Source organism: Acinetobacter sp. YH01024 (genome assembly GCF_013420195.1).
Classification (GTDB): domain Bacteria; phylum Pseudomonadota; class Gammaproteobacteria; order Pseudomonadales; family Moraxellaceae; genus Acinetobacter; species Acinetobacter amyesii.
Genome location: NZ_VOYQ01000014.1, coordinates 51,496 through 74,831 on the forward strand (window position 1 = coordinate 51,496; position 23,336 = coordinate 74,831).

Sequence of the window (23,336 nt, forward strand, 5' to 3'; positions counted from 1 at the left end):
AATTACTCAGCAGCAGCTTCAACAACTTCAACTAAAGTCCAAGACTTAGTTTTAGAAATTGGGCGGCTTTCTTTGATGCTTACTACGTCGCCAACTTTAGCAACATTGTTTTCATCATGAGCGTGTAATTTAGTTGAACGGCGGATTGATTTGCCATACAACGGGTGTTGAACGCGGCGTTCGATAAGAACAACGATAGACTTGTCCATCTTGTCGCTAACTACTTTACCGGTTAACGTGCGAACTGTTTGTTCACTCATTGTCCGTTCCCCTGTTTTTCGGTAAGGAGGGTCTTAATACGAGCAATTGTCTTACGAGTAAGCGCAACTTCGTGCGATTTACCCAATTGACCAGTTGCTTTCGCCATACGAAGACGGAATTGGTTAAGCTGTTGCTCATCAAGCAAAGCTGTCAACTCTTCTACCGACTTTTCACGTAGATCATTAGTTTTCATTACATTACCGTCCGAGTCACGATAGTGGTTTTAAACGGAAGTTTTGCTGCAGCAAGCGTAAACGCTTCGCGAGCAAGTTCTTCGTTAACACCATCAATTTCGTACAAGACTTTACCTGGTTTGATTTGGCAAACCCAGTATTCCACAGAACCTTTACCTTTACCCATACGAACTTCTAATGGTTTTTCAGTAATTGGTTTGTCTGGGAAAACACGGATAAAGATCTTACCACCACGTTTAATACGACGGCTGATTGTACGACGCGCTGCTTCAATTTGACGTGCAGTCATTTGACCACGTTCAATTGATTTAAGTGCAATAGTACCAAAAGATACTGAGCTACCGCGATGTGCTAGACCAGTGTTACGGCCTTTTTGCACTTTACGGAATTTAGTACGTTTAGGTTGTAACATGGATTATTCTCCTTTTTCAGCAGAACGATCATTGCGACGACCACGACGCTCTTGACCTTCACCACGACCACGACCACGTTTAGCTGGACGTTCTTCAGCTGGAGCTGGGTTCATGACTTGTTTCATGCCACCCAAGATCTCACCACGGAAGATCCATACTTTAACGCCGATCGTACCGTAAGTAGTCTCAGCACGCATAGTAGCATAGTCGATGTCAGCACGAAGAGTATGAAGAGGTACACGACCTTCACGATACCATTCAGTACGAGCAATCTCAGCACCACCTAGACGGCCTGAAACTTCTACTTTGATACCTTTAGCACCAGCACGCATAGAGTTTTGAACCGCACGCTTCATAGCACGACGGAACATTACACGTTTTTCTAATTGAGAAGCGATTGCTTCAGCAACTAAACGAGCGTCTAAATCTGGGCGATCGATTTCGTTGATACTTACTTGCGCAGGAACACCCATAATGGCTGTTAATTCGCGTTGTAATTTCTCAATGTCTTCGCCTTTTTTACCGATCACGATACCAGGACGTGCAGTGCTAATAGTTACTTTAGCTGCGCCTGTAGGGCGTTCGATAAGAATATTGCTTACCATCGCATTCTTAAGTTTTTTAGTTAAAAACTCACGAACTTGAAGATCTTTTAGCAAATATTCAGCATATTGTTTCGGATTCGCATACCAGTTAGCGTTATGACGTTTCACAACACCTAGGCGGATACCGATTGGATGAACCTTCTGACCCATATCAAACCCCTACCTTAACGGTAATGTGACAAGTACGCTTAGTAATACGATCTGCACGGCCTTTAGCACGTGGCAAAATACGTTTCAGGCTCATGCCTTCATCAACGTAGATCGTAGAAACTTTAAGGTCGTCTACATCTAAACTGTTATTGTGTTCAGCGTTTGCAATCGCAGATTCCAATGCTTTTTTAACTAAAACTGCAGCTTTTTTGTTGCTGAAGTTTAAGATATTTAAAGCATGCGCAACAGATTTGCCGCGAATTAGGTCTGCAACCAAACGTGCTTTTTGTGCCGAGATAGCGGCACCGCGTAATTTAGCAGTTACTTCCATCATAGCACCTATTAACGTTTAGACTTCTTGTCAACACCGTGACCACGATAGGTACGAGTTGGCGCGAATTCACCTAATTTATGACCAACCATATGCTCAGATACAATCACTGGAACATGGTTACGGCCATTGTGTACAGAAATTGTTAGACCAACAAAATCCGGTAAGATCATCGAACGACGCGACCAAGTTTTGATCGGCTTACGGTTATTAGCCGCGATAGCCGCTTCAACCTTAGCGAACAAGTGCGCATCGACGAATGGGCCTTTTTTCAGAGAACGAGGCATTGTCAGATTCCTTTACTTGTTACTTAACGCGACGGTCGCGAATGATCATCTTAGTCGTACGCTTGTTGGTACGTGTTTTGTACCCTTTAGCTTTTTGACCCCATGGACTTACAGGTTGAATACCTTTGTTACGTCCTTCACCACCACCATGTGGATGGTCTACTGGGTTCATCGCCATACCACGTACGGTAGGACGAACGCCACGCCAGCGTGATGCACCTGCTTTACCAAGTGAACGAAGGTTGCTTTCTGAGTTAGAAACTTCACCTAACACAGCACGGCATTCAACGTGTACTTTACGCATTTCGCCTGAACGAAGACGAATGATAGCGTAAGAACCGTCACGACCCAACAATTGAGCAGATGTACCAGCAGAACGTACTAATTGTGCGCCTTTACCGATTTTAAGCTCGATGTTGTGAAGAGTAGAACCGATAGGCATGTTGCGAAGTGGCAAGCAGTTACCTGGACGGATTGGAGCATCGTTACCAGATTGAACTTGATCACCAGCGCGAAGGCCTTTAGGTGCAATAATATAGCGACGTTCACCGTCAGCATATTTCAATAAAGCAATATGAGCTGTACGGTTTGGATCGTATTCAATACGCTCAACTACAGCAGGGATGCTGTCTTTGTTACGTTTGAAGTCTACGATACGGTAGTGCTGTTTATGACCACCACCAACGTGACGAGTTGTAATGTGACCGTTGTTATTACGACCGCCAGTACGTTTTTTAGCTTCAACCAACGGAGCATATGGCGCGCCTTTGTGAAGGTGGTTATGAACCACTTTCTCTACAAAGCGACGTCCTGGAGACGTTGGCTTACATTTTTGAATCGGCATAATTTTCGTCCTTATTCCGCTGCGTTTTCAGCGGTATCGCCCAAGTCAGCCATTTCAACATCTTGGCCAGCTTTCAGGGTGACGTATGCTTTTTTAACATCAGAACGACGTCCTAATGTTTTACCAAAGCGTTTAGTCTTACCTTTAGTGATCGTTGTGTTAACTTTAACAACTTGAACACCAAATAGTTGCTCAACAGCTTTTTTGATCTCAAGTTTGTTTGCATCTAGTGCAACTTTGAACACTTGAACACCAGCAGTTTCGCCTAAAACTTGTGCTTTTTCTGAGAATACAGGTCCTTGTAGGACTTGATAGATACGTTCGTTGTTCATCCGAGTTCTACCTCAATTTTCTTAGCAGCAGCAACAGACATAACAACTTTATCGAACGCGATCAAGCTAACAGGATCGATTGCAGCAGCATCAACCACATCAACGTGTGGAATGTTGCGAGCAGCAAGATACAAGTTCTCATCAACAGCATCTGTAACGATTAATGCACGAGGTGCATTCAAGTCGTTAAGTTTTGCAAGCAATTCTTTAGTTTTTGGAGCTGCAACAGCAATCTCTTCAACTAAAACAAGGCGATCTTGACGAACAAGCTCAGCCAGGATGCATTGCATAGCACCGCGATACATTTTACGGTTTACTTTTTGAGACCAGTCTTGTGGACGAGCAGCAAAAGTTTTACCACCGCCAACCCAGATTGGGCTACGAATAGAACCAGCACGAGCGCGGCCAGTACCTTTTTGACGGAAAGGTTTTTTACCACCGCCAGAAACGTCAGCACGTGATTTTTGCGCTTTAGAACCTTGACGACCACCAGCTAAGTAAGCTGTAACAACTTGGTGTACAAGAGCTTCGTTAAAATCACGACCAAACGCAACTTCAGATAACTCAACAGCAGAGCCGGAAACAGTATTTAAATTCACGTTATTTCCCCTCAGGCCTTGATAGTAGGACGAACAGTAACGTCGCCACCAGTAGCACCAGGAACCGCGCCTTTAACAACTAGAACTGAACGTTCTGCGTCGATAGCAACGATTTCAAGACCCTGTGTAGTTACACGTTCAGCACCTAAGTGACCAGGCATTTTTTTGCCTTTGAACACGCGACCAGGAGTCTGGTTTTGACCTGTAGAACCGATAACACGGTGAGATACAGAGTTACCATGTGTAGCGTCTTGAGTACGGAAGTTCCAACGCTTAACACCACCCTGGAAACCTTTACCTTTAGATGTACCAGTAACGTCAACAATTTGACCCACTGTGAACACATCCACACCGATAGTTCCGCCAACTTCACGACCTTCAAGATCAGCTTCTGTAGCGCGGAATTCTTGAACTAGACGACCAGCAGCTACACCAGCTTTCGCAAAGTGACCTTTCTGAGCGTTAGTTACGCGAGATTCGCGACGTTCACCAGTAGTGATTTGAATCGCTTGATAACCATCAGTTTCAAGCGTTTTGATTTGTGTGATGCGGTTAGGATCAACCTCAATCACTGTTACAGGTACAGAAACACCAGCATCTGTAAAGATACGTGTCATACCGCACTTGCGACCGACTAAACCAATAGCCATGTGCATAAACCTCTAAAAAAGCGGCCTAATTAACTTAGAGCGTTAATTAACCGAAAGCCTTAACCCAAAGCGATCTGAACATCAACACCAGCTGCAAGATCTAACTTCATCAATGCATCAACAGTTTTATCTGTAGGTTGAACGATGTCGATCAAACGTTTGTAAGTGCGGATCTCGTATTGGTCACGCGCATCTTTGTTAACGTGTGGTGATGTTAAAACGTTAAAACGTTCGATACGTGTAGGCATCGGGATTGGACCACAAACTTGTGCGCCAGTACGTTTTGCTGTTTCTACGATTTCTTGAGCTGATTGATCAATTAGACGGTGATCAAAAGACTTAAGACGGATACGAATTCTCTGGTTAGACATACCAGTTAACTCCAAGCCAAATATATAAAGAATCACCCTTGACGCATCTCACCCCACTTTAAAAGAGGCAAGTGTCAAGAGCAGTGAAATATCACTAAGGTCACGATCGATGCCGCGACTGTCACGATGTTAACTACTTTATTCGTAGCTAACCCCCTTCATCAAAGGGTCGCCCATTATAGCTATTGTTTAATGCATAAGCAAATGTCTTTTGCTGTTTTTCTTATATTTTTCATTTTTTATGCAAGATCAATTGCTTAACTTTTAATCAATAGGCATTTTTTCTTAATACATACTCTATTGCTTGGTTTAGTATTTGATTTCCCTCAATAAATTTGTTTTTTGCGCTTTTCCGTAGATCATGTACTGGCTGTACATGTGTTCCTGAAAAAAATGCCACTTCTTCATCATTTTCCAAAAATAAATCGAGTACTTCCGGGGTAATTTCAGGATGAAATTGGAAGCCCAAAACATTTTGCCCGATTTGATACATTTGATTACGACATGCATCATTTTCTGCCAGTAATACCGCTCCTTTCGGAATTTCAAATGTTTCACTGTGCCACTGCATGACTTTAAACTCTTCAGGTAGTTTGAAACAGTCATGCGGTACGTTAGCGACCTTACGGATGGTCGTCCAACCCAATTCTTGTTGTGCATTTCGACTCACCGCACCACCCAAGGCATTGGCAATCAATTGCCCACCTAAACAAAGCCCAATTGCGGGTTTACCGAGTGCTAAATAGCGTCGCAGCCACCGTTTTTCTATTTTTAACCATGGGAAATTTGCCTCATCATTTACACTCATGGTCCCACCCATAATGATAAGTAAATCGACATCTTCAACATGCGGCAAAGCCTCGAGATCCAAGGCTTGATCGACCGGTAATGCAAAGAATTCTGTGGCCGTAATTTTGGCCTGATGCTGTTTTAAAAATTCATAACAACTGCCGAACCCTTCGCCAGCAATATGCTGAAAATAATGTACTTTTAAATGCGACTTCATGCGCTAAACCTATTGTTGTTGCTCTGATATCGGTTTTGCAAGAATGAAGCCAACTTTGCTTTTCACTTAATTTTCTATACAAAAGCATCGTAAATCCATGCGTTTTAGTCGTATTCTTTTGAACATTCATTATTATTTTGATCATTTCAGAGCGCCACGTGAAAAAGAATCCTCAAACCGAACTCATTCATGCACCAAGAAAGGCACCGCAATACATCAATAGTGTTCAACCTCCCCTGTTTCGTGCATCCACTATAATTTTCGAAAATACAGATGCGCTATTTAATCGCCATTGGACCGATGATTATGACTATAGCTATGGCACGCATGGTACCCCCACGACATTTACCCTAGGCGATCAGATTGCTCAGATTGAAGGTGGCTTGTATCACTTACTCACACCAAGCGGTTTATCTGCAATTAATTTGGTCAATTCATGTTTTTTAAGTCAAGGGGATGAAGTGTGGGTCGCAGATAATATCTATGGCCCAAATATGGAACATCTACGCAACCTAGAAACCCGCTACAGTATCGTGGTCAAGGTTTATAACCCGATTGATGTCAACTCATTCACACCTTCAGCGCAAGCCAAGCTTATTTGGTTAGAAGCTGCTGGATCTGTCACTTTAGAGTTTCCAGATTTAGTCGGCTTGGTCAAAAAAGCCCAAGCGCAGAACATGCTCACTGCACTGGACAATACTTGGGGAGCAGGACTTGCCTTTAATGCTTTTGATTTCAGTGCTGAGCATCTGAGTGTCGATATCAGTGTACATGCCTTGACCAAATACCCAAGTGGCGGCGGGGATATTTTGATGGGTTCGGTAATTACACGAGATAAAAAGCTTCATCACAAACTGTTTCGTGCGCACGCCATTCAAGGCATTAGTATCTCTGGTGATGACGCCGCGCAAGTACAACGCAGTCTGGCTTCTATGCGCCTTCGCTATGAACACCAGTCACAAAGTGCTTTAACTTTATTAAATTGGCTAAAACAGCAACCAGCCTTTGTACAGGTTTTACATCCTGCTGATGAAGCTTCCGCAGGACATCAGTATTGGAAAGAAATTTGTACAGAACAACACAGTGCCGGCTTGGTCAGCGTGGTATTTAATGAAAAATATAGCTTGCAAGATGTACGCCGCTTTTGCGATGCGCTGAAACTCTTTAAGCTTGGTTTTAGCTGGGGTGGCCCAGTCAGTTTAGTCATGCTATATAACTTAAAAGATATGCGTGTACTCGAACATTCACATATTCAAGCCGGCTTACTGGTTCGCTTTTGTATAGGACTAGAACATCCTGCAGATTTAATACAAGATATAGAAAACGCACTACAACATTTAAATAAACAGCAACTCGAATAAATACAGGAACATCTATGGGTACACCAATTATTATTGGCAAAAAAACACAAGACACCACACAAGATGTGGTGCTTCATTCACAATTTGCAAACCGCCATGGTTTGATTGCTGGGGCCACAGGTACTGGTAAGACGGTGACGTTGAAGGTGTTGGCAGAAAGTTTTTCTCGGCTGGGTGTACCTGTATTTTTAGCCGATGCCAAAGGGGATGTTTCTAGCCTTGCCAAAGCAGGTGAAAGCAATCCTAAGTTTGACGAACGAATTAAAAGTTTAAATATCGGGAGCATTCCTTTTGCTGCCTCCCCTGTGGTGTTTTGGGATTTGTTTGGTGAACAAGGACATCCCATTCGCACCACCATTTCTGAAATTGGTCCACTTCTCCTTGCCCGAATTCTGAATTTAAACGACACGCAAGAAGGCGTGTTATCTGCGGTCTTTCGTATTGCCGATGATCAGGGCTTATTGCTCATCGACTTTAAAGACTTAAAAGCCATGATCAGCTACGTCAGTGAACATGCAGCAGAATTTAAAAATGAATATGGCAATTTATCACCTGCAAGCTTAGGTGCAATTCAACGTAATTTGCTCGCATTGGCCGATCAAGGTGGTGACAAGTTTTTTGGTGAGCCTGCGCTCAATATCATGGATTTCATTCAAACGGATGCACAAGGTCGCGGCAACATCAACCTGCTCGCCGCCGACAAGTTAATGAATACCCCTAAGCTCTATGCGACTTTTTTACTTTGGATGCTGTCAGAACTGTTTGAACAATTGCCCGAAGTTGGAGATATGGATAAACCCAAACTGGTGTTCTTCTTTGATGAAGCGCATTTATTGTTTGATAATGCCAGCCCTGCTTTACAAGAAAAGATTGAACAAGTGGTTCGTCTGATTCGCTCTAAAGGGGTCGGCATTTACTTTGTAACGCAAAATCCACTTGACCTACCTGAGAGTGTTTTAGGACAACTGGGTAACCGTGTTCAACATGCGCTACGTGCATTTACCCCCAAAGATCAGAAAGCTGTTAAGACGGCAGCAGATACTTTCCGAGCCAATCCTGCGTTTAAAGTCGATCAAGTGATTACGGAACTGGCTGTAGGTGAAGCACTGATCAGCTGTCTAGATGAACAAGGCACACCTCAAATTGTTGAACGTGCTTGGGTGATGCCACCCTACTCTTCATTTAGCCCAATTGCTGTAGAAGAACGCAAAGCTCTGATGGCAAATAGCGTTGTCGCAGGTGTGTATGACACCGAAGCAGATCGTGAAAGTGCCTATGAACTTTTACAAAATAAAGTGGCGGAGCGCCAACAACAAGCCGTCCAAGCGGAACAAGATAAAATAGAAGCCAAAGAGCAAGAAGCCTTGGCCAAACAAAAAGCCAAGGAAGCGGATGCACTCGCTAAACAGCAAGCGCGTGAACAAGAACGCCTTGCACGCGAACAACAAAAAGACGCTGAGCGCTCAGCCAAACAACGTGAAAAACTGATTCAAGACACTGTAGGAACTTTTGCAAAAAGTGCAGCACGCAGCTTGGGTGGGTCGACAGGTCAGAAAATTATCCGTGGCCTCTTAGGTTCTCTCTTCGGCAAGAAATAATCTAAAAGCCCAATTAAAAAGTACAAATTTATGGAATCTTTTTATATTCCATAATTTTTTTATGGTTTTTACTAAAACATGTATTGCGCGGATGTATTTAAAAATGTATTTTAAATACATCTTATAAATAACAGCCATGAGAGATCAGCTATGACTCCGCAGCAAATTGACCTAGTAAAAGCTACTGTTCCTGTTCTACGTGAAAATGGTGTCGCGCTGACTGGTTACTTCTATAATCGTATGTTGGGCAATAACCCTGACCTCAAAGAAACCTTTAACATGGGACATCAGCGCAGCGGTGCTCAGGCACAAGCCTTGGCGGGTGCTGTATTGGCTTATGCTGAAAATATTGAGGACCCATCTGTACTTTTACCAGTTGTAGAATTAATTGCGCATAAACATGTGAGTCTTAACATTCAAGCGCCAGACTATAATATTGTCGGCGAAAATTTGCTGCACTCGATCAGTGAAGTATTAAGCATTTCAATGGAAGATCCACTGATTGCCGCTTGGGCAGCAGCATATGGACAATTGGCAGACTTGTTTATCAGCACTGAAAAAGCGATTTATGAGCAACATCAGCAAACTAAAGGCAGTTGGTTAGGTTGGCGTAATTTCAAAATCGCGAAAAAAGTGGCTGAAAGTGATGAAATCACCTCATTCTACCTTGAGCCTTCTGATGGTGGTGATTTACCAAAATATGAAGCAGGTCAGTACATCTCTGTACGTGTATTGGTCGATGAGCTGGGTCTAAAACAGCCACGTCAATATACACTGTCGACCAGCCCGCAAGACAACTACTTACGTATCTCTGTAAAACGTGAAGATCAGAAAGGTGACTTGGTTCCAGGTTGGGTATCGAATACACTGCATGGCTTGGAGATCGGTTCAGAAATCGAAGTGTCTGCACCAACAGGTAATTTCTTCCTGATTGATTCACAAAAACGCAATGTCTTTATCAGTGGTGGTGTAGGTCTAACACCAATGATTGCGATGCTGAATCAGTTGGTGACTTTAGACATGCCACAACCTGTAACCTTTATCCATGCCTGCCGTAGCAAACAAGTGCATGCAATGCATAAACACATTCAGGATTTGGAAGCAAAATACCCACGTCTTAGCACCTTTACAGCCTATGAGTTCCCTCATGCTAATGATAAATTAGGTGAAGATTATGATGCTGCTGGTCGTCTAGACTTAGGCAGCATGGATACTGCACTGTTACCGATCAATGCGGATTATTACCTTTGCGGTCCAATGCCATTTATGGCTGAACAACAGAAAGCTTTAATTGCTCGTGGTATTCCTGCTAGCAATATTCACAGCGAAGCTTTCGGCACTGGTGGTGTAAAACACTAACTAAGCTATTCACCTGAAATACAAAGGGTTAGTTTAGTTATGCTAGACTAGCCCTTATTTATTTCTCTCAGACTCACAGTATTATCATGCAACTCAATAAATTCACCGATTATGCATTACGCATTTTGCTCTATATCGCACGTCCTCGTGATGTGCCTTATAACATTGCTGAAATTGCAGAAGACCTGCACGTTTCGCGTAATCACTTGGTGAAAATTGTGCATTTTATGGCAAAGCAAAACTGGTTAATCACCAGCCGCGGCAAAGGTGGCGGCATCCGCCTTAACCCTGAAGCACTTGAGGCTCAGCTCGGTCAAATCGTACGGATTTTGCAAGGTAATCACCAGATTGTTGAATGCAATGACCCACCCTGCGTACTGCGCAGTCAGTGTGGTTTAAAAAGCATTTTAGACCAAGCTTTAGAACAGTTTTATCAAAGTCTCGATCAGTACAAACTTGCCGATGTCTTGCAACCAAGCAGCGCATCTAAATTTACAACACAATCTCCGATTCAAATGATCAATCTCTAATTTCACTTTGCCTGCGACAAAATTCGCTTGCCTGCCCGACTTCCTTTATAATACGTGTTGTTAAATCAGTTATTGAAGTTGGGTTATGCATCAGCACAGAGGAAAATCACGAAACAGTAAAGCGGCCAATGCGCCGAAGCAAAAGATTACTTATGAGAAAAAAGTAGACTCTGCGATTACTGAATATGCTGTGCGCTCGCTCAACTGGCTACGCAAAGCTGAGTTCTTAATGAGTGCGCCTAAACTCAACCTCTGCGTTGAAGATACCGGCTATGAAATTGCCTTTGCTGGCCGCTCCAATGCGGGTAAGTCGAGTGCCATTAATGCGCTCACTAACCAAAAACAATTGGCTCGTGCATCGAAAAAACCGGGTCGTACCCAAATGATCAACTTTTTCAGTCTAGGAAATCCTGATCAACGTTTGGTCGACTTACCGGGTTATGGCTATGCCGCTGTACCTGAAGCGATGAAAATCGTGTGGCAAAAAGAGTTAGAAAACTACCTGATACACCGTGAAAGTTTACAAGGCCTTGTGCTGCTGATGGATATCCGTCATCCACTACAACACTTTGACGTCATGATGTTGGAATGGGCACATTCACGTAAATTGTTCGTACATGTACTGCTCACCAAATCAGATAAATTAAACCGTGGCCCAGCCTCTAAATCACTACAAGAAGTGAAAGCAGCATTGAAAAAAATGAAGCTGAACTTCTCTATTCAACTGTTCTCATCATTGAATAAACAAGGTTTAGAAGAGTTAGCGAGTGTCATGGCGGGTCGTCTCAACTTCACCTTAGAACAATCCACAGAGTTTGATCTTAATAGCATTCCTGAAGCATCGGAAGATGATATTGAAATCAATGCAGACGCGGAAGCATTCGATGACTTCGATACAACATCTGAAGATTTACCCCAAGCTGAAGACAAAAATTCAGACCACTAATCGAGTAATGTTAAAGTCAGTATAAAGATGATTGTCTGACAAAAAGTATCATCTGAAGATAATGAAATGTCCTGTATTGCTAATCACAATGCAGGATTTTTTTTGGATACTGAATACATCAGATGTGTACTCGATCACATAAAAACAAGGATAGGTCATGAAATTACTCTCCCGCTTGAGAAACACAAAACTTGGATCGTCAATCGAATATAAAATTAAGCCACGCAAAGTGAAATTTGAGTGGCAAGATACTCAAGTTGACTGGGTGCCTAACCAACCTTTTGTCAGCTATTTTATTAATGAAATTAATATGATCTTACCGGCTGGTGAGTTTTGGTTTTGCCGTCTGTATAACAAAGTATTGCCACAAATTAGAGATGAAAAACTAGCCAAGGACGTTAAAGCATTTATCCGCCAAGAAGCCATGCATGCTCAGGCGCATAACTCTGCCAATAAAGAATATCTATCTCAGCGCAATATCAGTATTCAACGCAACCTTGAAATCATGGACTTCCTCTTTGGCAAACTGCTTGCGGACCAACCTTTAGGGCTCAACGTTCCCAAAGCTTTAGATCATCAATGGGATCTCTTTCGTTTAGGGGTGATTGCAACGGTTGAGCACATGACCTGTGTACTAGGCAAATATGCTTTATATAATAAAGAGTGGGAACGCCTCGGTGCCGATCCGAATATGCTCGATCTAGTAAAATGGCATGGTGCAGAAGAAATAGAGCATCGTACCGTGGCTTTTGATTTGTATCGTCATCTCGGTGGGGGCTATATTTCTCGCTATTATCAAAGTGTGATCGTGATTGCTGCCGTACTTGGTCTATGGGTCGATGGTGCTGCACATATCATGCAGCAAGACTCGCGCTATGCATCGATTAAACCTGCCGTATATAAACCGTGGATTTGGCGTGAATGGGCGCGTATCGCGCAAAAAGACAATCGCTTATTGCCACATACTTTGGTTAGTGTCGCAGCAATTGGGGTATTTAATGCCTTGGTACGATCCTGTGCATGAAGCAAAAACGGAAGATGCGATTGCATACCTCGACAACTCTCCTGCTGCAAAACGTGCCGCACTGAAAGTTGCATAAACACCATTTAAAATCTGTATTAAGCAGGGTTCGCCCTGCTTTTTTTGTGCTCACATCCATTACGCTCCGTTTTTTATTGCGCAATCAACACACTCAAGATGGAAAAGGTCATAAGTTCAAGGTTTAAAGTACATTTATTCCAAGTTCCCTATTCTCTTTAAAATGTATTTATACTCAGTCTCATCCTAAAATAAAAATACATCGTTCAGGAGCATCTCCATGCACGCTCACATCTCCGTCATTACACTGGCCGTGAAAGATTTACACGCTGCATTCGCGTTTTATCAGGAGGGTTTAGGTCTAAATAGCGCAGGGATTATTGGGACTGAATTTGAACATGGTGCTGTGGCATTTTTTGATTTACAACACGGTTTAAAGCTCGCACTCTGGCCGCAAGATAGCCTGAGTCATGACACCGGAATCAGTACATCAGCGTTTTGTCCAACTCAAATGTCTCTTGGACATAACGTCAACAGTACCGCAGCCGTCGATCAAATCATGCAACAAGCCCAACGCGCAGGTGCAAAAACAATTAAGCCCGCACAGCCCACGTTTTACGGTGGTTATGCAGGCTATTTTCAAGACTTAGATGGGCATCTGTGGGAGATCGTCTACAACCCACATTTTAGCTGTCTATCTGCTTAATTCGACAACGCTGGTTCATCTACATCTCGCGTATGACGATCCACCACCACACTAATCATCATATCACCCTGTACGTTCACCACAGTCCGTACCGTATCCAATAGACGATCGATCGGCAGCAATATCGCAATGGCTTCTGCAGGAAGCCCAACCGATTGTAAAACCATAATCATTGTCACCATTCCAGCACTTGGAATGCCCGGTGCGCCGAGTGACGCAATCATGGCGGTTGCACAGACAATTAACTGCTGACCCAAGGTTAAATCTAAGCCCATCAAGTTAGCAATAAATAACGCAGCAGCAGCTTCATACAACGCTGTACCATCCATATTTAACTGTGTGCCCAATGGAATCACAAAACCTGCTGTTTGAGGACGTACGCCTAAATTTTCCTGCGCACATTTCATCGACAGTGGCATCGTTGCTGAACTTGAACTGGTTGCAAAAGCAGTGATTAAGGCAGCTCGTGTTCCTCTAAAAAATGCCAGTGGACTCATTTTCCCAAAAATCCAAAGCAACAGAGGTAACACCACTGCCCCATGGAAAATCGTGGTCCCTGTGACTACGGCAGCAAACTCCGCGAGGCGACTCAACACCGAAATATCTTCGGTAGCAATCAATTTAGCCAATAATGCAAAAATACCAATCGGTGCAAGCTTCATCACCCAACCGATGATCATCATCATGATGTCAAAAAATTGCTGACTGAGCTTTCTCACACTTCGAAATTTTTCACCGCCTTTGACCAAGGCCACACCTAAAAATAGGGAAAACACCACAACTGCGAGTACGTTGCCATCACTAAAGGCTTTAAACGGATTGATCAGTGTATTTTGAATAAAATTGGTAAAGAATGAACCTGCTGTGAGGGTGTCAGGACTCTGATGTTGTTGTATTGCATCTTGGAACATGACGATGTCCACGCCCTGCCCAACTTTAAAAATATGCGCACATGCTAGACCCAAGATCAGTGCCAAAGCCGTGGTGGTGACACAGCAAGCTAAGGTAATTTTCCACGTACGACTCAGCTGACCACCCGCTTGTAAATTCGATACCCCCACCACAATCGAACTAAAGATCAGCGGAACCAAGATCATTTTCAGCAAGCCAATAAAAATACTACTGGCAATCCCCAGGCCATACAGGCTGGCGGATAAAAACTGCGTCTCTGGAAACTGAATTAATAAAAAGCCAAATGCCACACCCAATATTGCGGCAATTAAAATCTGCGTATTTAAGCTCATTGTGCCTTGCATTTATCATCCTTTATTCAGGCACTATGCCATGCGCCCCACTGGGAATCGAGGAATTTTTTGTCACATGTACTGCTGCATTTCTGCAAAGCCCGAATTCAGCTCCATTCAACGTGTACCGTACCCCTAACTAGATAGCCCGAATCCGCGAGTAGCTTCATACCAAATATTGACGGACATAAAAAACCGAATCAGAAGATTCGGTTTTTTGAGTATTCACCATGTACGACTTAACACATAGTGCTCAAAGCTTACTGGGTTTCAATTTCGCGTAAACGGATCAAGCCTTCTTGTGTCGTACTACAGACCAACTCACCGTTTTGCCACATGCGACCGAAATTTAGACCACGTGAACTAGCACTGACCGTGGCATCCATGTCATAAAGCATCCATTCATCCACACGGAATGGCTTATGGAAATACATGGCATGGTCAATACTTGCACACTGTAAACTTGGTGATAAATAACTTAAACCATGTGGACGTAGTGCAGTCGTCATCAATGTAAAATCTGAATAGAATGCTGCAATGGCCTGATGTAAAGAGATGTCATCAACATCGGCTGCAATCGTGTCATGGGTACGAATATAGTGTGCATACGATGGCGCAGCAGGCTGCGGTTGGTACGGGTTTTGTGGATCAATCGGGCGAATTTCTACGTGACGGTCGCGCATAAAAGACGCACGGACGTTTTCAGGGACAAACTCCACCATCATTCGTTTTAGCTCAGCTTCAGATTTTAAATCTTCGACGGCTGGATATTCTGGCTCTGCAACTTGGTAGTTCAACCCGTCTTCTTGCTCTGCAAATGACACCATACACATAAAAATGGTTTTACCATGTTGAATCGCACGAACCTGACGACTCACAAAACTGCGTCCATCGCGAATACGATCCACTTCATAAATGATTGGTGCATTGATATCACCGCCAAATAAGAAATAGGCATGTAAAGAATGAGCAGGTCGATCTGTCGTATAAGATGCCGCACGTAGCGCCTGACCTAAAACCTGTCCGCCAAAGACACGTTTCCCGACCAAATTTCGGCTTTGCCCACGAAAAATATTTTCTTCTAATTTTTCAAGGCTGAGTAAATCAACCAACTCTTGTGTTAAGGCATTCATAACAAACCTATCTATCATTCGGGATTAAGCTAACGCAGGCAACATCAACAGATGTTTAAATATATTTTCCATTTTGCCATAAATCCAGACTAAAACCCTAAAGATTCGCTGACTGATCTGTCACCTTGCTGATGCAATATAACTGCTAAAAATACGTTTTTTAACGATAAAATCTTACAATATCTATGCAATTTGTCAGAAAATGACATACAGTTTTTAAGTACAATTATGCAGAATAGATTCCCCTCAGAATCTCTGTGGTTTGGTCATGAAAAGTAGGAGTTTGTATGTCCAAGAGCGGCTTTGGTCAGATGTATCGAAAGCTTTCGAGTAAACTGCTTGACCTTGTGGTAACACCGCATGTTTTAGGTGAAGTCCCTGTAGAACCTGTAGTGACTGAAACCGATACAGATACCGGCGTACAGACAACGAAAATTACCTGCTACGTTCTGCAAAATCATTCACGGAGTAATGCTTTAATTGTCGATGGTGAAACCCGTCGTTTAAAGCTACACCCTGCACTCGACCCAATGACTGTGGGTACGCAAACAGAAAAAGCCTCTGTGATGTTTTTACAACATCATGATGAAGACAACTTACTCAATCCACCGCCACATGCCTTTCCACCTCGTTTATTGCGTTTAATTGAGGTTTTGGAAAAAAATCCTGATGCGGATGTTGAGCTCGTTCCTGTAACCGTGCTGTGGGGTCGTGAACCCGATAAAGAAGATTCTTGGTTTAAATTATTATTTACCGATACATGGTCTACACCAAGCAAAGTGAAGCAGTTGGTCAATATTGGTTTGCACGGTCGTCAATCGTACCTTGAATTCCATGAACCACAGTCTTTGCGTCGTTTGGTTGAATATGCCAAAACTACACATCCAAACTTGTCACCTGCGACTTATATTGTCAGCACACTGAATGATTATTTAGATGCACAGCGTGAAGTAGTTTTGGGGCCGGATTTATCTGACCGTCGTAATGTGATGCACGGCCTGATCAAATCTACGGATGTGCAAGATGCGATTCGTCGTGAAAGCATTCGCAGTAAAATCAGTATGGTTGAAGCTGAACGTCGTGCGATTGGTTATTTAAATGAAATCGTTTCTGACTATTCAGCCTCAACGGTTCGTTTTGCTGACTTAGCCCTGACTCGTCTATGGACACAGCTTTATGATGGCGTCGAAGTGCATAACTTCAGTACCGTTCGTGAACTGGCCAAAGACTACGAGATCATTTACACCCCATGTCATCGTAGCCATATCGACTATTTATTATTGTCATATGTGATCTATAAGCGTGGTTTGATGGTGCCGTACATTGCTGCGGGTGATAACTTGAACATGCCATTTGTCGGGCAAATTTTACGTGGCGGCGGCGCGTTCTTTATTCGTCGTTCATTCCGTGGCAATGGTCTCTACACCACCGTATTTAAAGAATACCTCTACAGTATTTTGGCGCGTAATACACCGCTTGAATACTTCATCGAAGGTGGGCGTTCACGTACTGGTCGTTTATTACCACCGAAGACCGGCATGCTCGCCATGACTGTCCATGGTCATTTACGTAATCCAGCCAAACCGATCGTGTTCTTACCGACCTATATTGGTTATGAGCGTTTAATGGAAGGTGCGACCTACGTTGGTGAAATGAATGGTAAGCCAAAAGAAGGCGAATCAATCATCGGGATTATGAAAACACTGCGTAAGATCGAACGTATTTTCGGTAAAGTTCATTTGAACTTTGGTGAGCCGGTTTTCCTTGATGATATGTTGAAACAGCATAATGCAAGCAACATCAAAATCGAGAAAAATGACGACCCAATTCCGCCAGAAGTTTCGGATGCCATTAACAGTTCTGCACACGTGATTTTAGAAAATATTAACCGTGCAGCAGTGGTGAACCCAGTTTCATTGCTTTCACTGATTTTATTGGCAACATCTAAACACACTTTAGATGAAGAGATTTGCATTAAGCAGTTAGATACCTATCGCGATCTTTTAAATGCCTTACCTTACGATGAGCGCATGCAAGTAACACCGCTGTCAGGTAAAGAAATCATTGCTTATGGTTTAAAACTCAAGCTGATCAAACGTGTTAATCATGTCCTTGGCGATATTATTGCCATTGCTGATAATCAAGCGGTGCTGTTAACCTACTTCCGTAACAACATCCTGCACGCATTTATTTTGCCATCACTCATTGCCGCTTTGGTTGAACATAATGGTTCTATTCGCCGTGGTGATTTAATTAATGTCATTCGTACACTGTATCCGTTCTTAAAAGCTGAGTTATTCCTTAAATGGAATGATGAAGAACTTAAAGATCAAATCTGTGCGTATGCTGAAGTACTGATCAAAGCCAAGCTAATTTCTGAAGATGCAGAAGGCAACCTGATCTCCCCTGCGCCTAACTCAGAGCAGCACAATCAGTTAGTGGTCTTGGCTGCACCTGTGATGCAAAGTCTAGAGCGTTACTACATGACTTTGGCTTTAATCACACAACGTGGTTCAGGCAACATCTCAACCCGTCAGGTTGAAGAACTCAGCCACTTGGTTGGTCAACGTCTGTCTGTGTTGTATGAATTTAACTCGCCAGAGTTCTTTGATAAGGCATTGTTCCAAAGCTTTATTAAAGTCTTAACCCAACAAGGTTATATCAGTACCAATGAAAACAACGCCATTGTGTTTGATGAAAATTTCCAAAATGTTGCGCAATATGCCAACCTCGTTTTGGATGATGTGACACTGCAAATGTTGCAACACATTACGACCTTTAGTGATGAAGAGTTAAAAGAAGCACTTGATAAAGTGGCTGCTGAACAAGCCAAAAAACGCTTGAAACGTAAGAAGAAATAAACCGTTCTGATTTTTTCGCCATAAAAGCGGAAGAAGATGAGCAAAATCAGGGACAAGTTGTAAAAAGCTTGTCTCTATTTTTTGGACTATACAAAAGTATTTAATATTTTCTTTTTTAAAATTAAAGTATGTATATTCCAAAATTTTGGAGTTCCATTGGCTAGTGGTTTATTGCCTTTAAATTCATCGATATAAATAATATCAAAGTCCGCATCAAACAATTGTTTAAGTTCTTCCTGTTCAAAACCTATAAATTTTTCAGAAAAATTATTTACCCAATCATCATCTTTTCCTAACAGTTGTATGAGTAAGATGCCTTGCTCACCTAAGGATTCCTGCATTTTCTTTAAAACACTTTCAAGCGAATCCGTAGAACAAAAAAATAAACTGAATAAAGCAATAATTAAACTAGCTTTAGGAAAGCTATAGTCTTCAAAGGCCTGATTAGAAAATAAAAAATTCTTATTGTCTTTAAATTTACTTAGACAGATATTTTTAGCTTCAACAGTTGGATCAAATGCATATACTTTAAAATGATGACGGAGTAGAAATGATGATTCATTTCCTGCACCACAACCACAATCAATCGCGATCTTTGGTAAATTCTCAAAATAACTCAAAGCTTTTTCCAAAATCGGTCTATGGGGTAGATTCTGAGTAAGTTCAGCAAATGATTTTGTCATTATTTAATTTTTAGCCTTTGAGATCCATTCGAAAATTTGAACAACCCATGTTGTAAAATACCTATCTTATTCATTTATAGAATTTTTTTTAATACTCACAAAGCTGCACTGAAATTTATACGTCACACCAATTTTACACTACACATCACAATCAATCGTGCGCCAACTTAAAACCACTCTCCATCATCCGCGTTGCATAAAGCTTTTTCCCTGTTTCTGCTTCGCTCTCTAAAACCAATTCGGGTAAATGCATAGCTCTTTGCAATTCCAAGATTCGCTCATGCAAGGGTTGAGGTTGATTATTAGTACAAATATATGATTTTTCATGATGTTCCACGTGAAGTAGATGACACAGAAATTTTGCCAAATCATCGATATGTATTCGATTTGACCAATGGATATTGGGATAGCGATGAGTCGTTTCTGCCAGTTTCTGCATTCGTGTTGTCGATGTGCCATAAATCCCAGATGGACGTACAATCACGCATTCGGTAGGAAATGCTTGTGAGTAGCGATGCTCCATTTCGCGTAACAACATCCCCTGCTCATCGATCGGTTGTGGCACAGTGTCATCATCAATGCGCTCCCCCGCATGCTCACCATAGACACGAGTGGACGACACCACGATTAAACGTTGTATTGGATGATGTGCTAATGCTTGAACAATTGGCTGTACAGAATCGACATAAGTGTGTCGGTAAACATCCACAGCATTGCATTGAGCATGACGTGCAGGAGCCAAAAGAACATAGACAGCATCAATCGGTTGAACCTGCGACAAATCCAGTTGGTGAATATCTTGGATTAAATGTTCTGCAAAATCATCCTCTTTCGCACTACGACTCACTGTGGTAATTTGGTGACCTTGCTGAAATAATTGTTTAGCAACACGTTGCGATGTTTTACCATAACCGATAAATAGAATATGCATCAAACGACCTATTCTCAGAACTGATCCATTTAGATCATATAAACCGAAGTTGAGGGGACATGGCTGCCGTCCATCAATTGCAAGGGGTTGGCAATGCCGCCGCTGCTTTACTTGAAAAACTAAATATTTTCACGACAGATGATCTTTTGTTTCATCTGCCACGCGACTATGAAGATCGTAGCACGATCATCCCCATGAACCAATTAACCGTGGGCCGCAGTTATTTACTAGAAGGCACGGTCAAAAATATCGACTTCCCACCCGGTAAGCGTAAATCGATGGCCGCCCTACTAGATGACGACTGTGGCAAAGTTACTTTACGTTTTTACCATATCTATAAAGGCATTACTGATCGGGTAAAACCGGGCAATCGTTTACGGATTTTTGGTGAAGTCCGTGTTGGTGCTCGTGGCTTAGAAATGTATCATCCTGAACTACAGGTGATTACTGAACACACGCCTTTACCACAAACCCAACTCACTGCGATTTACCCCGCAACCGAAGGCTTAACGCAGTCCAAACTGCGTGAATATGTCAAACAAGCACTACAGTTATATAGTGATGACTTACCTGAATTATTGCCGGAAAAATTCACCAATGGCTATGCCCTAAAACAAGCACTGGACTATATTCATCACCCCCCTGTCGATGCCAATATGTTGCAACTCAGCCAAGGTTCTCATCCTGCACAGCAACGTTTAATTTTCGAAGAATTGGTTGCCCATCAGGTCAGTTTGCTCAGCCGCCGTGCTTATATTCAACAAATCGAAGCACCGTCATTCTCTGCAAGTAAGAACTTCACCAAACAACTTTTAAGTACGCTGCCATTTGAAATGACTGGCGCGCAAAAGCGGGTTTCAAAAGAAATCGCCAAAGATTTAAAACAAAACAAGCCCATGCTACGTTTAGTTCAAGGTGATGTAGGTGCAGGTAAAACCCTAGTCGCAGGCGTGGCTGCCTGTCATGCGCTCGAGGAAGGTTGGCAAGTGGCCATGATGGCGCCAACAGAAATTTTGGCCGAACAGCATTATCTAAATTTCAAAAAATGGTTTGAGCCTATGGGTCTAACCGTGTCTTGGCTTTCCGGCAAGCAAAAAGGTAAAGCTCGAGCTGCTGCAGAACAAAGTATTCAAGATGGTTCAGCCAATTTAGTGGTCGGCACACATGCTTTATTTCAAGACAATGTACAATTTGCCAAATTGGGTTTAGTGATTATTGATGAACAACACCGTTTTGGCGTCGATCAGCGTTTGGCGCTACGGAACAAAGGTCTCAATGGCATGACACCGCATCAACTGGTGATGACGGCAACCCCTATTCCTCGTACCTTGGCCATGTCGGCTTATGGCGATTTAGACACCTCCGTCATTGATGAACTGCCACCCGGTCGTACACCGATTCAAACAGTCACTATTCCACTTGACCGTCGTGAAGAAGTGCTACAGCGGATTGCCAGCAATTGTGCTGAAGGTAAACAAGCCTATTGGGTCTGTACCTTAGTGGAACAATCAGAAACTTTAGATGCTCAGGCCGCTGAAGCGACTTTTAATGAAATTAAAGAACGCTTTCCAGACCTCAATATTGGTCTGGTTCACGGCAAAATGAAGGCCGATGAAAAACAAGCAGTGATGCAGCAATTTAAAAATAATGAATTGCAATTACTGATTGCAACCACAGTGATTGAAGTCGGTGTTGACGTCCCGAATGCCTCAATCATGGTGATTGAAAATGCAGAGCGTTTAGGGCTTTCACAATTGCATCAGCTACGTGGTCGTGTAGGACGTGGTGCAAAAGCCAGTTTCTGTGCCTTGCTGTATAAAAATCCCTTATCGCAAAATGGGCAAGAGCGTTTACGCATCATGCGAGAGACCAATGACGGCTTTATTATTGCTGAAAAAGATTTGGAAATTCGCGGCCCCGGTGAGCTCCTCGGCACTAAACAAACAGGCGATATGGGCTTTCGTGTAGCAAAATTAGAGCGCGATGACCATTTACTCAATCAGGCTCACTATGTGGCTCAACAAGTCCTGAATGACTATCCTGCACAGGCTCAAGCGCTTTTAAAACGATGGCTGCCGGAAGCTCCTCGATACGCCTATGTATAATAATTATTAGGATGACAGATCGATCATCCTAATTATACAGATTGGCTTGAACCAATAAGCTTGTCGAACAGGTTGCTGTGGTGTTGTGATTGCACTTCACCACGAACTGTGCAAAATACTCAAAAAAGAACGATTAGAATAAAAACATGCTCCAATCTATCCAACACCTCATCCAAAAAGGAATACAGAGCGTTTCCCCTTGCCTGCTCTGCGGTATCGATCGACAACAACATCATTCGCTTTGTACCGACTGCTGGGCACAACTGCCTTGGTTTAAACAAGCGGTTGATCGCCATGAACACAGCATCTCTTGTGCCTTTTACTATGATTTCCCTATAGATCGCATCATTCAAAGCTATAAGTATGAGCAACAATTGCACTATCAAAATTTACTGGCACAGAGCCTTTTAAGCTTGCGCTTAGCTAGGGTTCAAGCCATCGTCCCCATGCCTATTTCAGTAGAACGCCTTAAAGACCGTGGGTATAACCAAATGCTGCTCGTTGCACACATGATGGCAAAGCAATTGCGCATCCCTGTTTGGCAACCAGTGATTCGTCAAGCACAGCACGCTCAAAAAGGTTTAAGTCGGCTAGAACGCCTAGAAAATATCGAACAGCAATTTATTATCAACCCAACCGAAAAACGCCGTTTCCGTAAAGTCCTCATCATTGATGATGTGGTGACCACGGGGAGTTCAATCCATGCATTAAGTGAGCTGTTACATCAGCTACATTGCACGCAGGTATATGCCGCATGCATTGCTGCGGCACAGCCTTAGTTTCAAACATCAACCACT

At 42.8% G+C, this 23,336-nt stretch carries 25 protein-coding genes and 1 pseudogene; 10 read left to right on the forward strand and 16 right to left on the reverse strand.

The window, feature by feature from the left end; all coding sequences use genetic code 11:
* Positions 1-2: 2 nt before the first annotated feature.
* The 12 genes from rpsQ to FTT88_RS08230 all read right to left on the reverse strand — a co-directional run bounded on the left by rpsQ (position 3) and on the right by FTT88_RS08230 (position 6,043).
* Positions 3-260 (reverse strand): 30S ribosomal protein S17, encoded by a 258-nt coding sequence (gene rpsQ / locus FTT88_RS08175; protein ID WP_078189275.1) that lies wholly within the window; start codon positions 258-260, stop codon positions 3-5.
* Positions 257-454 (reverse strand): 50S ribosomal protein L29, encoded by a 198-nt coding sequence (rpmC, locus tag FTT88_RS08180; RefSeq protein WP_005012982.1) that lies wholly within the window; start codon positions 452-454, stop codon positions 257-259. The genes rpsQ and rpmC overlap by 4 nt, the downstream gene beginning before the upstream one ends.
* A complete protein-coding gene (gene rplP, locus FTT88_RS08185; RefSeq protein WP_078189276.1) occupies positions 454-867 on the reverse strand; it encodes a 50S ribosomal protein L16 in 414 nt (137 codons plus the stop codon). The genes rpmC and rplP overlap by 1 nt, the downstream gene beginning before the upstream one ends.
* 3 nt (positions 868-870) lie before the next feature.
* Positions 871-1,623 carry a 30S ribosomal protein S3 gene (rpsC, locus tag FTT88_RS08190; RefSeq protein ID WP_078189277.1) on the reverse strand — a complete coding sequence of 251 codons (753 nt, stop codon included), beginning with the start codon at positions 1,621-1,623 and terminating at the stop codon, positions 871-873.
* A gap of 1 nt (position 1,624) precedes the next feature.
* Positions 1,625-1,954, reverse strand: a complete 330-nt coding sequence (gene rplV / locus FTT88_RS08195; RefSeq protein ID WP_035265103.1) for a 50S ribosomal protein L22 — start codon at positions 1,952-1,954, stop codon at positions 1,625-1,627.
* A gap of 11 nt (positions 1,955-1,965) precedes the next feature.
* Complete coding sequence (gene rpsS / locus FTT88_RS08200) at positions 1,966-2,241, reverse strand: 30S ribosomal protein S19 (protein WP_004281508.1); 276 nt, start codon at positions 2,239-2,241, stop codon at positions 1,966-1,968.
* Positions 2,242-2,260: 19 nt separating this feature from the next.
* The gene (gene rplB, locus FTT88_RS08205) at positions 2,261-3,085 is read right to left on the reverse strand and encodes a 50S ribosomal protein L2 (RefSeq protein WP_078189278.1); all 825 of its coding nucleotides are present in this window, start codon (positions 3,083-3,085) and stop codon (positions 2,261-2,263) included.
* Between the two features lie 11 nt (positions 3,086-3,096).
* Positions 3,097-3,417: a 50S ribosomal protein L23 gene (gene rplW, locus FTT88_RS08210; protein WP_005012992.1), complete on the reverse strand. Its 321-nt coding sequence runs from the start codon at positions 3,415-3,417 to the stop codon at positions 3,097-3,099.
* Positions 3,414-4,016, reverse strand: coding sequence for a 50S ribosomal protein L4 (rplD, locus tag FTT88_RS08215; protein WP_078189279.1), 603 nt, complete (start codon positions 4,014-4,016; stop codon positions 3,414-3,416). The genes rplW and rplD overlap by 4 nt, the downstream gene beginning before the upstream one ends.
* 11 nt (positions 4,017-4,027) lie before the next feature.
* Complete coding sequence (gene rplC / locus FTT88_RS08220; RefSeq protein ID WP_078189280.1) at positions 4,028-4,666, reverse strand: 50S ribosomal protein L3; 639 nt, start codon at positions 4,664-4,666, stop codon at positions 4,028-4,030.
* A gap of 59 nt (positions 4,667-4,725) precedes the next feature.
* On the reverse strand, positions 4,726-5,037 hold the full coding sequence (gene rpsJ, locus FTT88_RS08225; RefSeq protein ID WP_000070912.1) for a 30S ribosomal protein S10: 312 nt from the start codon (positions 5,035-5,037) through the stop codon (positions 4,726-4,728).
* Between the two features lie 268 nt (positions 5,038-5,305).
* A complete protein-coding gene (locus FTT88_RS08230) occupies positions 5,306-6,043 on the reverse strand; it encodes a type 1 glutamine amidotransferase (RefSeq protein WP_078189281.1) in 738 nt (245 codons plus the stop codon).
* 158 nt (positions 6,044-6,201) lie between these two features.
* Here FTT88_RS08230 and FTT88_RS08235 point away from each other — a divergent pair, with 158 nt between their 5' ends.
* From FTT88_RS08235 to FTT88_RS08265, 7 genes and pseudogenes are all read left to right on the forward strand, one after another.
* The gene (locus FTT88_RS08235) at positions 6,202-7,404 is read left to right on the forward strand and encodes a PLP-dependent transferase (RefSeq protein WP_180105596.1); all 1,203 of its coding nucleotides are present in this window, start codon (positions 6,202-6,204) and stop codon (positions 7,402-7,404) included.
* Between the two features lie 14 nt (positions 7,405-7,418).
* Positions 7,419-9,002, forward strand: a complete 1,584-nt coding sequence (locus FTT88_RS08240; protein ID WP_180105597.1) for a helicase HerA-like domain-containing protein — start codon at positions 7,419-7,421, stop codon at positions 9,000-9,002.
* 150 nt (positions 9,003-9,152) lie between these two features.
* Positions 9,153-10,361, forward strand: a complete 1,209-nt coding sequence (gene hmpA, locus FTT88_RS08245) for an NO-inducible flavohemoprotein (protein WP_078192460.1) — start codon at positions 9,153-9,155, stop codon at positions 10,359-10,361.
* 86 nt (positions 10,362-10,447) lie between these two features.
* Positions 10,448-10,891, forward strand: coding sequence for an Rrf2 family transcriptional regulator (locus FTT88_RS08250; protein WP_078192461.1), 444 nt, complete (start codon positions 10,448-10,450; stop codon positions 10,889-10,891).
* A gap of 85 nt (positions 10,892-10,976) precedes the next feature.
* Entirely contained in the window at positions 10,977-11,837 is an 861-nt protein-coding gene (gene yihA / locus FTT88_RS08255; RefSeq protein ID WP_180105598.1) for a ribosome biogenesis GTP-binding protein YihA/YsxC, read from the forward strand.
* Positions 11,838-11,994: 157 nt separating this feature from the next.
* Positions 11,995-12,937, forward strand: a pseudogene (locus FTT88_RS08260) (metal-dependent hydrolase).
* Between the two features lie 219 nt (positions 12,938-13,156).
* On the forward strand, positions 13,157-13,582 hold the full coding sequence (locus tag FTT88_RS08265; protein ID WP_180105599.1) for a VOC family protein: 426 nt from the start codon (positions 13,157-13,159) through the stop codon (positions 13,580-13,582).
* Here the strand turns inward: FTT88_RS08265 and FTT88_RS08270 are convergent.
* Together FTT88_RS08270 and FTT88_RS08275 are read right to left on the reverse strand one after the other, a co-directional pair.
* The gene (locus FTT88_RS08270) at positions 13,579-14,838 is read right to left on the reverse strand and encodes a dicarboxylate/amino acid:cation symporter (protein WP_180105600.1); all 1,260 of its coding nucleotides are present in this window, start codon (positions 14,836-14,838) and stop codon (positions 13,579-13,581) included. The genes FTT88_RS08265 and FTT88_RS08270 overlap by 4 nt on opposite strands.
* A 248-nt stretch (positions 14,839-15,086) precedes the next feature.
* Positions 15,087-15,959 carry an acyl-CoA thioesterase II gene (locus tag FTT88_RS08275; RefSeq protein ID WP_180010518.1) on the reverse strand — a complete coding sequence of 291 codons (873 nt, stop codon included), beginning with the start codon at positions 15,957-15,959 and terminating at the stop codon, positions 15,087-15,089.
* A 287-nt stretch (positions 15,960-16,246) separates the two neighbouring features.
* Between FTT88_RS08275 and plsB the strand changes: the two genes are divergently transcribed.
* On the forward strand, positions 16,247-18,820 hold the full coding sequence (plsB, locus tag FTT88_RS08280) for a glycerol-3-phosphate 1-O-acyltransferase PlsB (protein WP_180105601.1): 2,574 nt from the start codon (positions 16,247-16,249) through the stop codon (positions 18,818-18,820).
* Positions 18,821-18,906: 86 nt separating this feature from the next.
* On the opposite strand, the gene FTT88_RS08285 is transcribed toward plsB, so the two are convergent.
* Both FTT88_RS08285 and FTT88_RS08290 read right to left on the reverse strand, forming a co-directional pair.
* Complete coding sequence (locus FTT88_RS08285) at positions 18,907-19,503, reverse strand: methyltransferase domain-containing protein (protein WP_180105602.1); 597 nt, start codon at positions 19,501-19,503, stop codon at positions 18,907-18,909.
* A gap of 151 nt (positions 19,504-19,654) precedes the next feature.
* Entirely contained in the window at positions 19,655-20,434 is a 780-nt protein-coding gene (locus FTT88_RS08290; RefSeq protein ID WP_180105603.1) for an NAD-dependent epimerase/dehydratase family protein, read from the reverse strand.
* A gap of 59 nt (positions 20,435-20,493) precedes the next feature.
* Between FTT88_RS08290 and recG the strand changes: the two genes are divergently transcribed.
* Positions 20,494-22,539, forward strand: a complete 2,046-nt coding sequence (recG, locus tag FTT88_RS08295; protein WP_180105604.1) for an ATP-dependent DNA helicase RecG — start codon at positions 20,494-20,496, stop codon at positions 22,537-22,539.
* A 146-nt stretch (positions 22,540-22,685) separates the two neighbouring features.
* Positions 22,686-23,318 (forward strand): ComF family protein, encoded by a 633-nt coding sequence (locus FTT88_RS08300; protein ID WP_180064821.1) that lies wholly within the window; start codon positions 22,686-22,688, stop codon positions 23,316-23,318.
* Positions 23,319-23,336 lie beyond the last annotated feature (18 nt).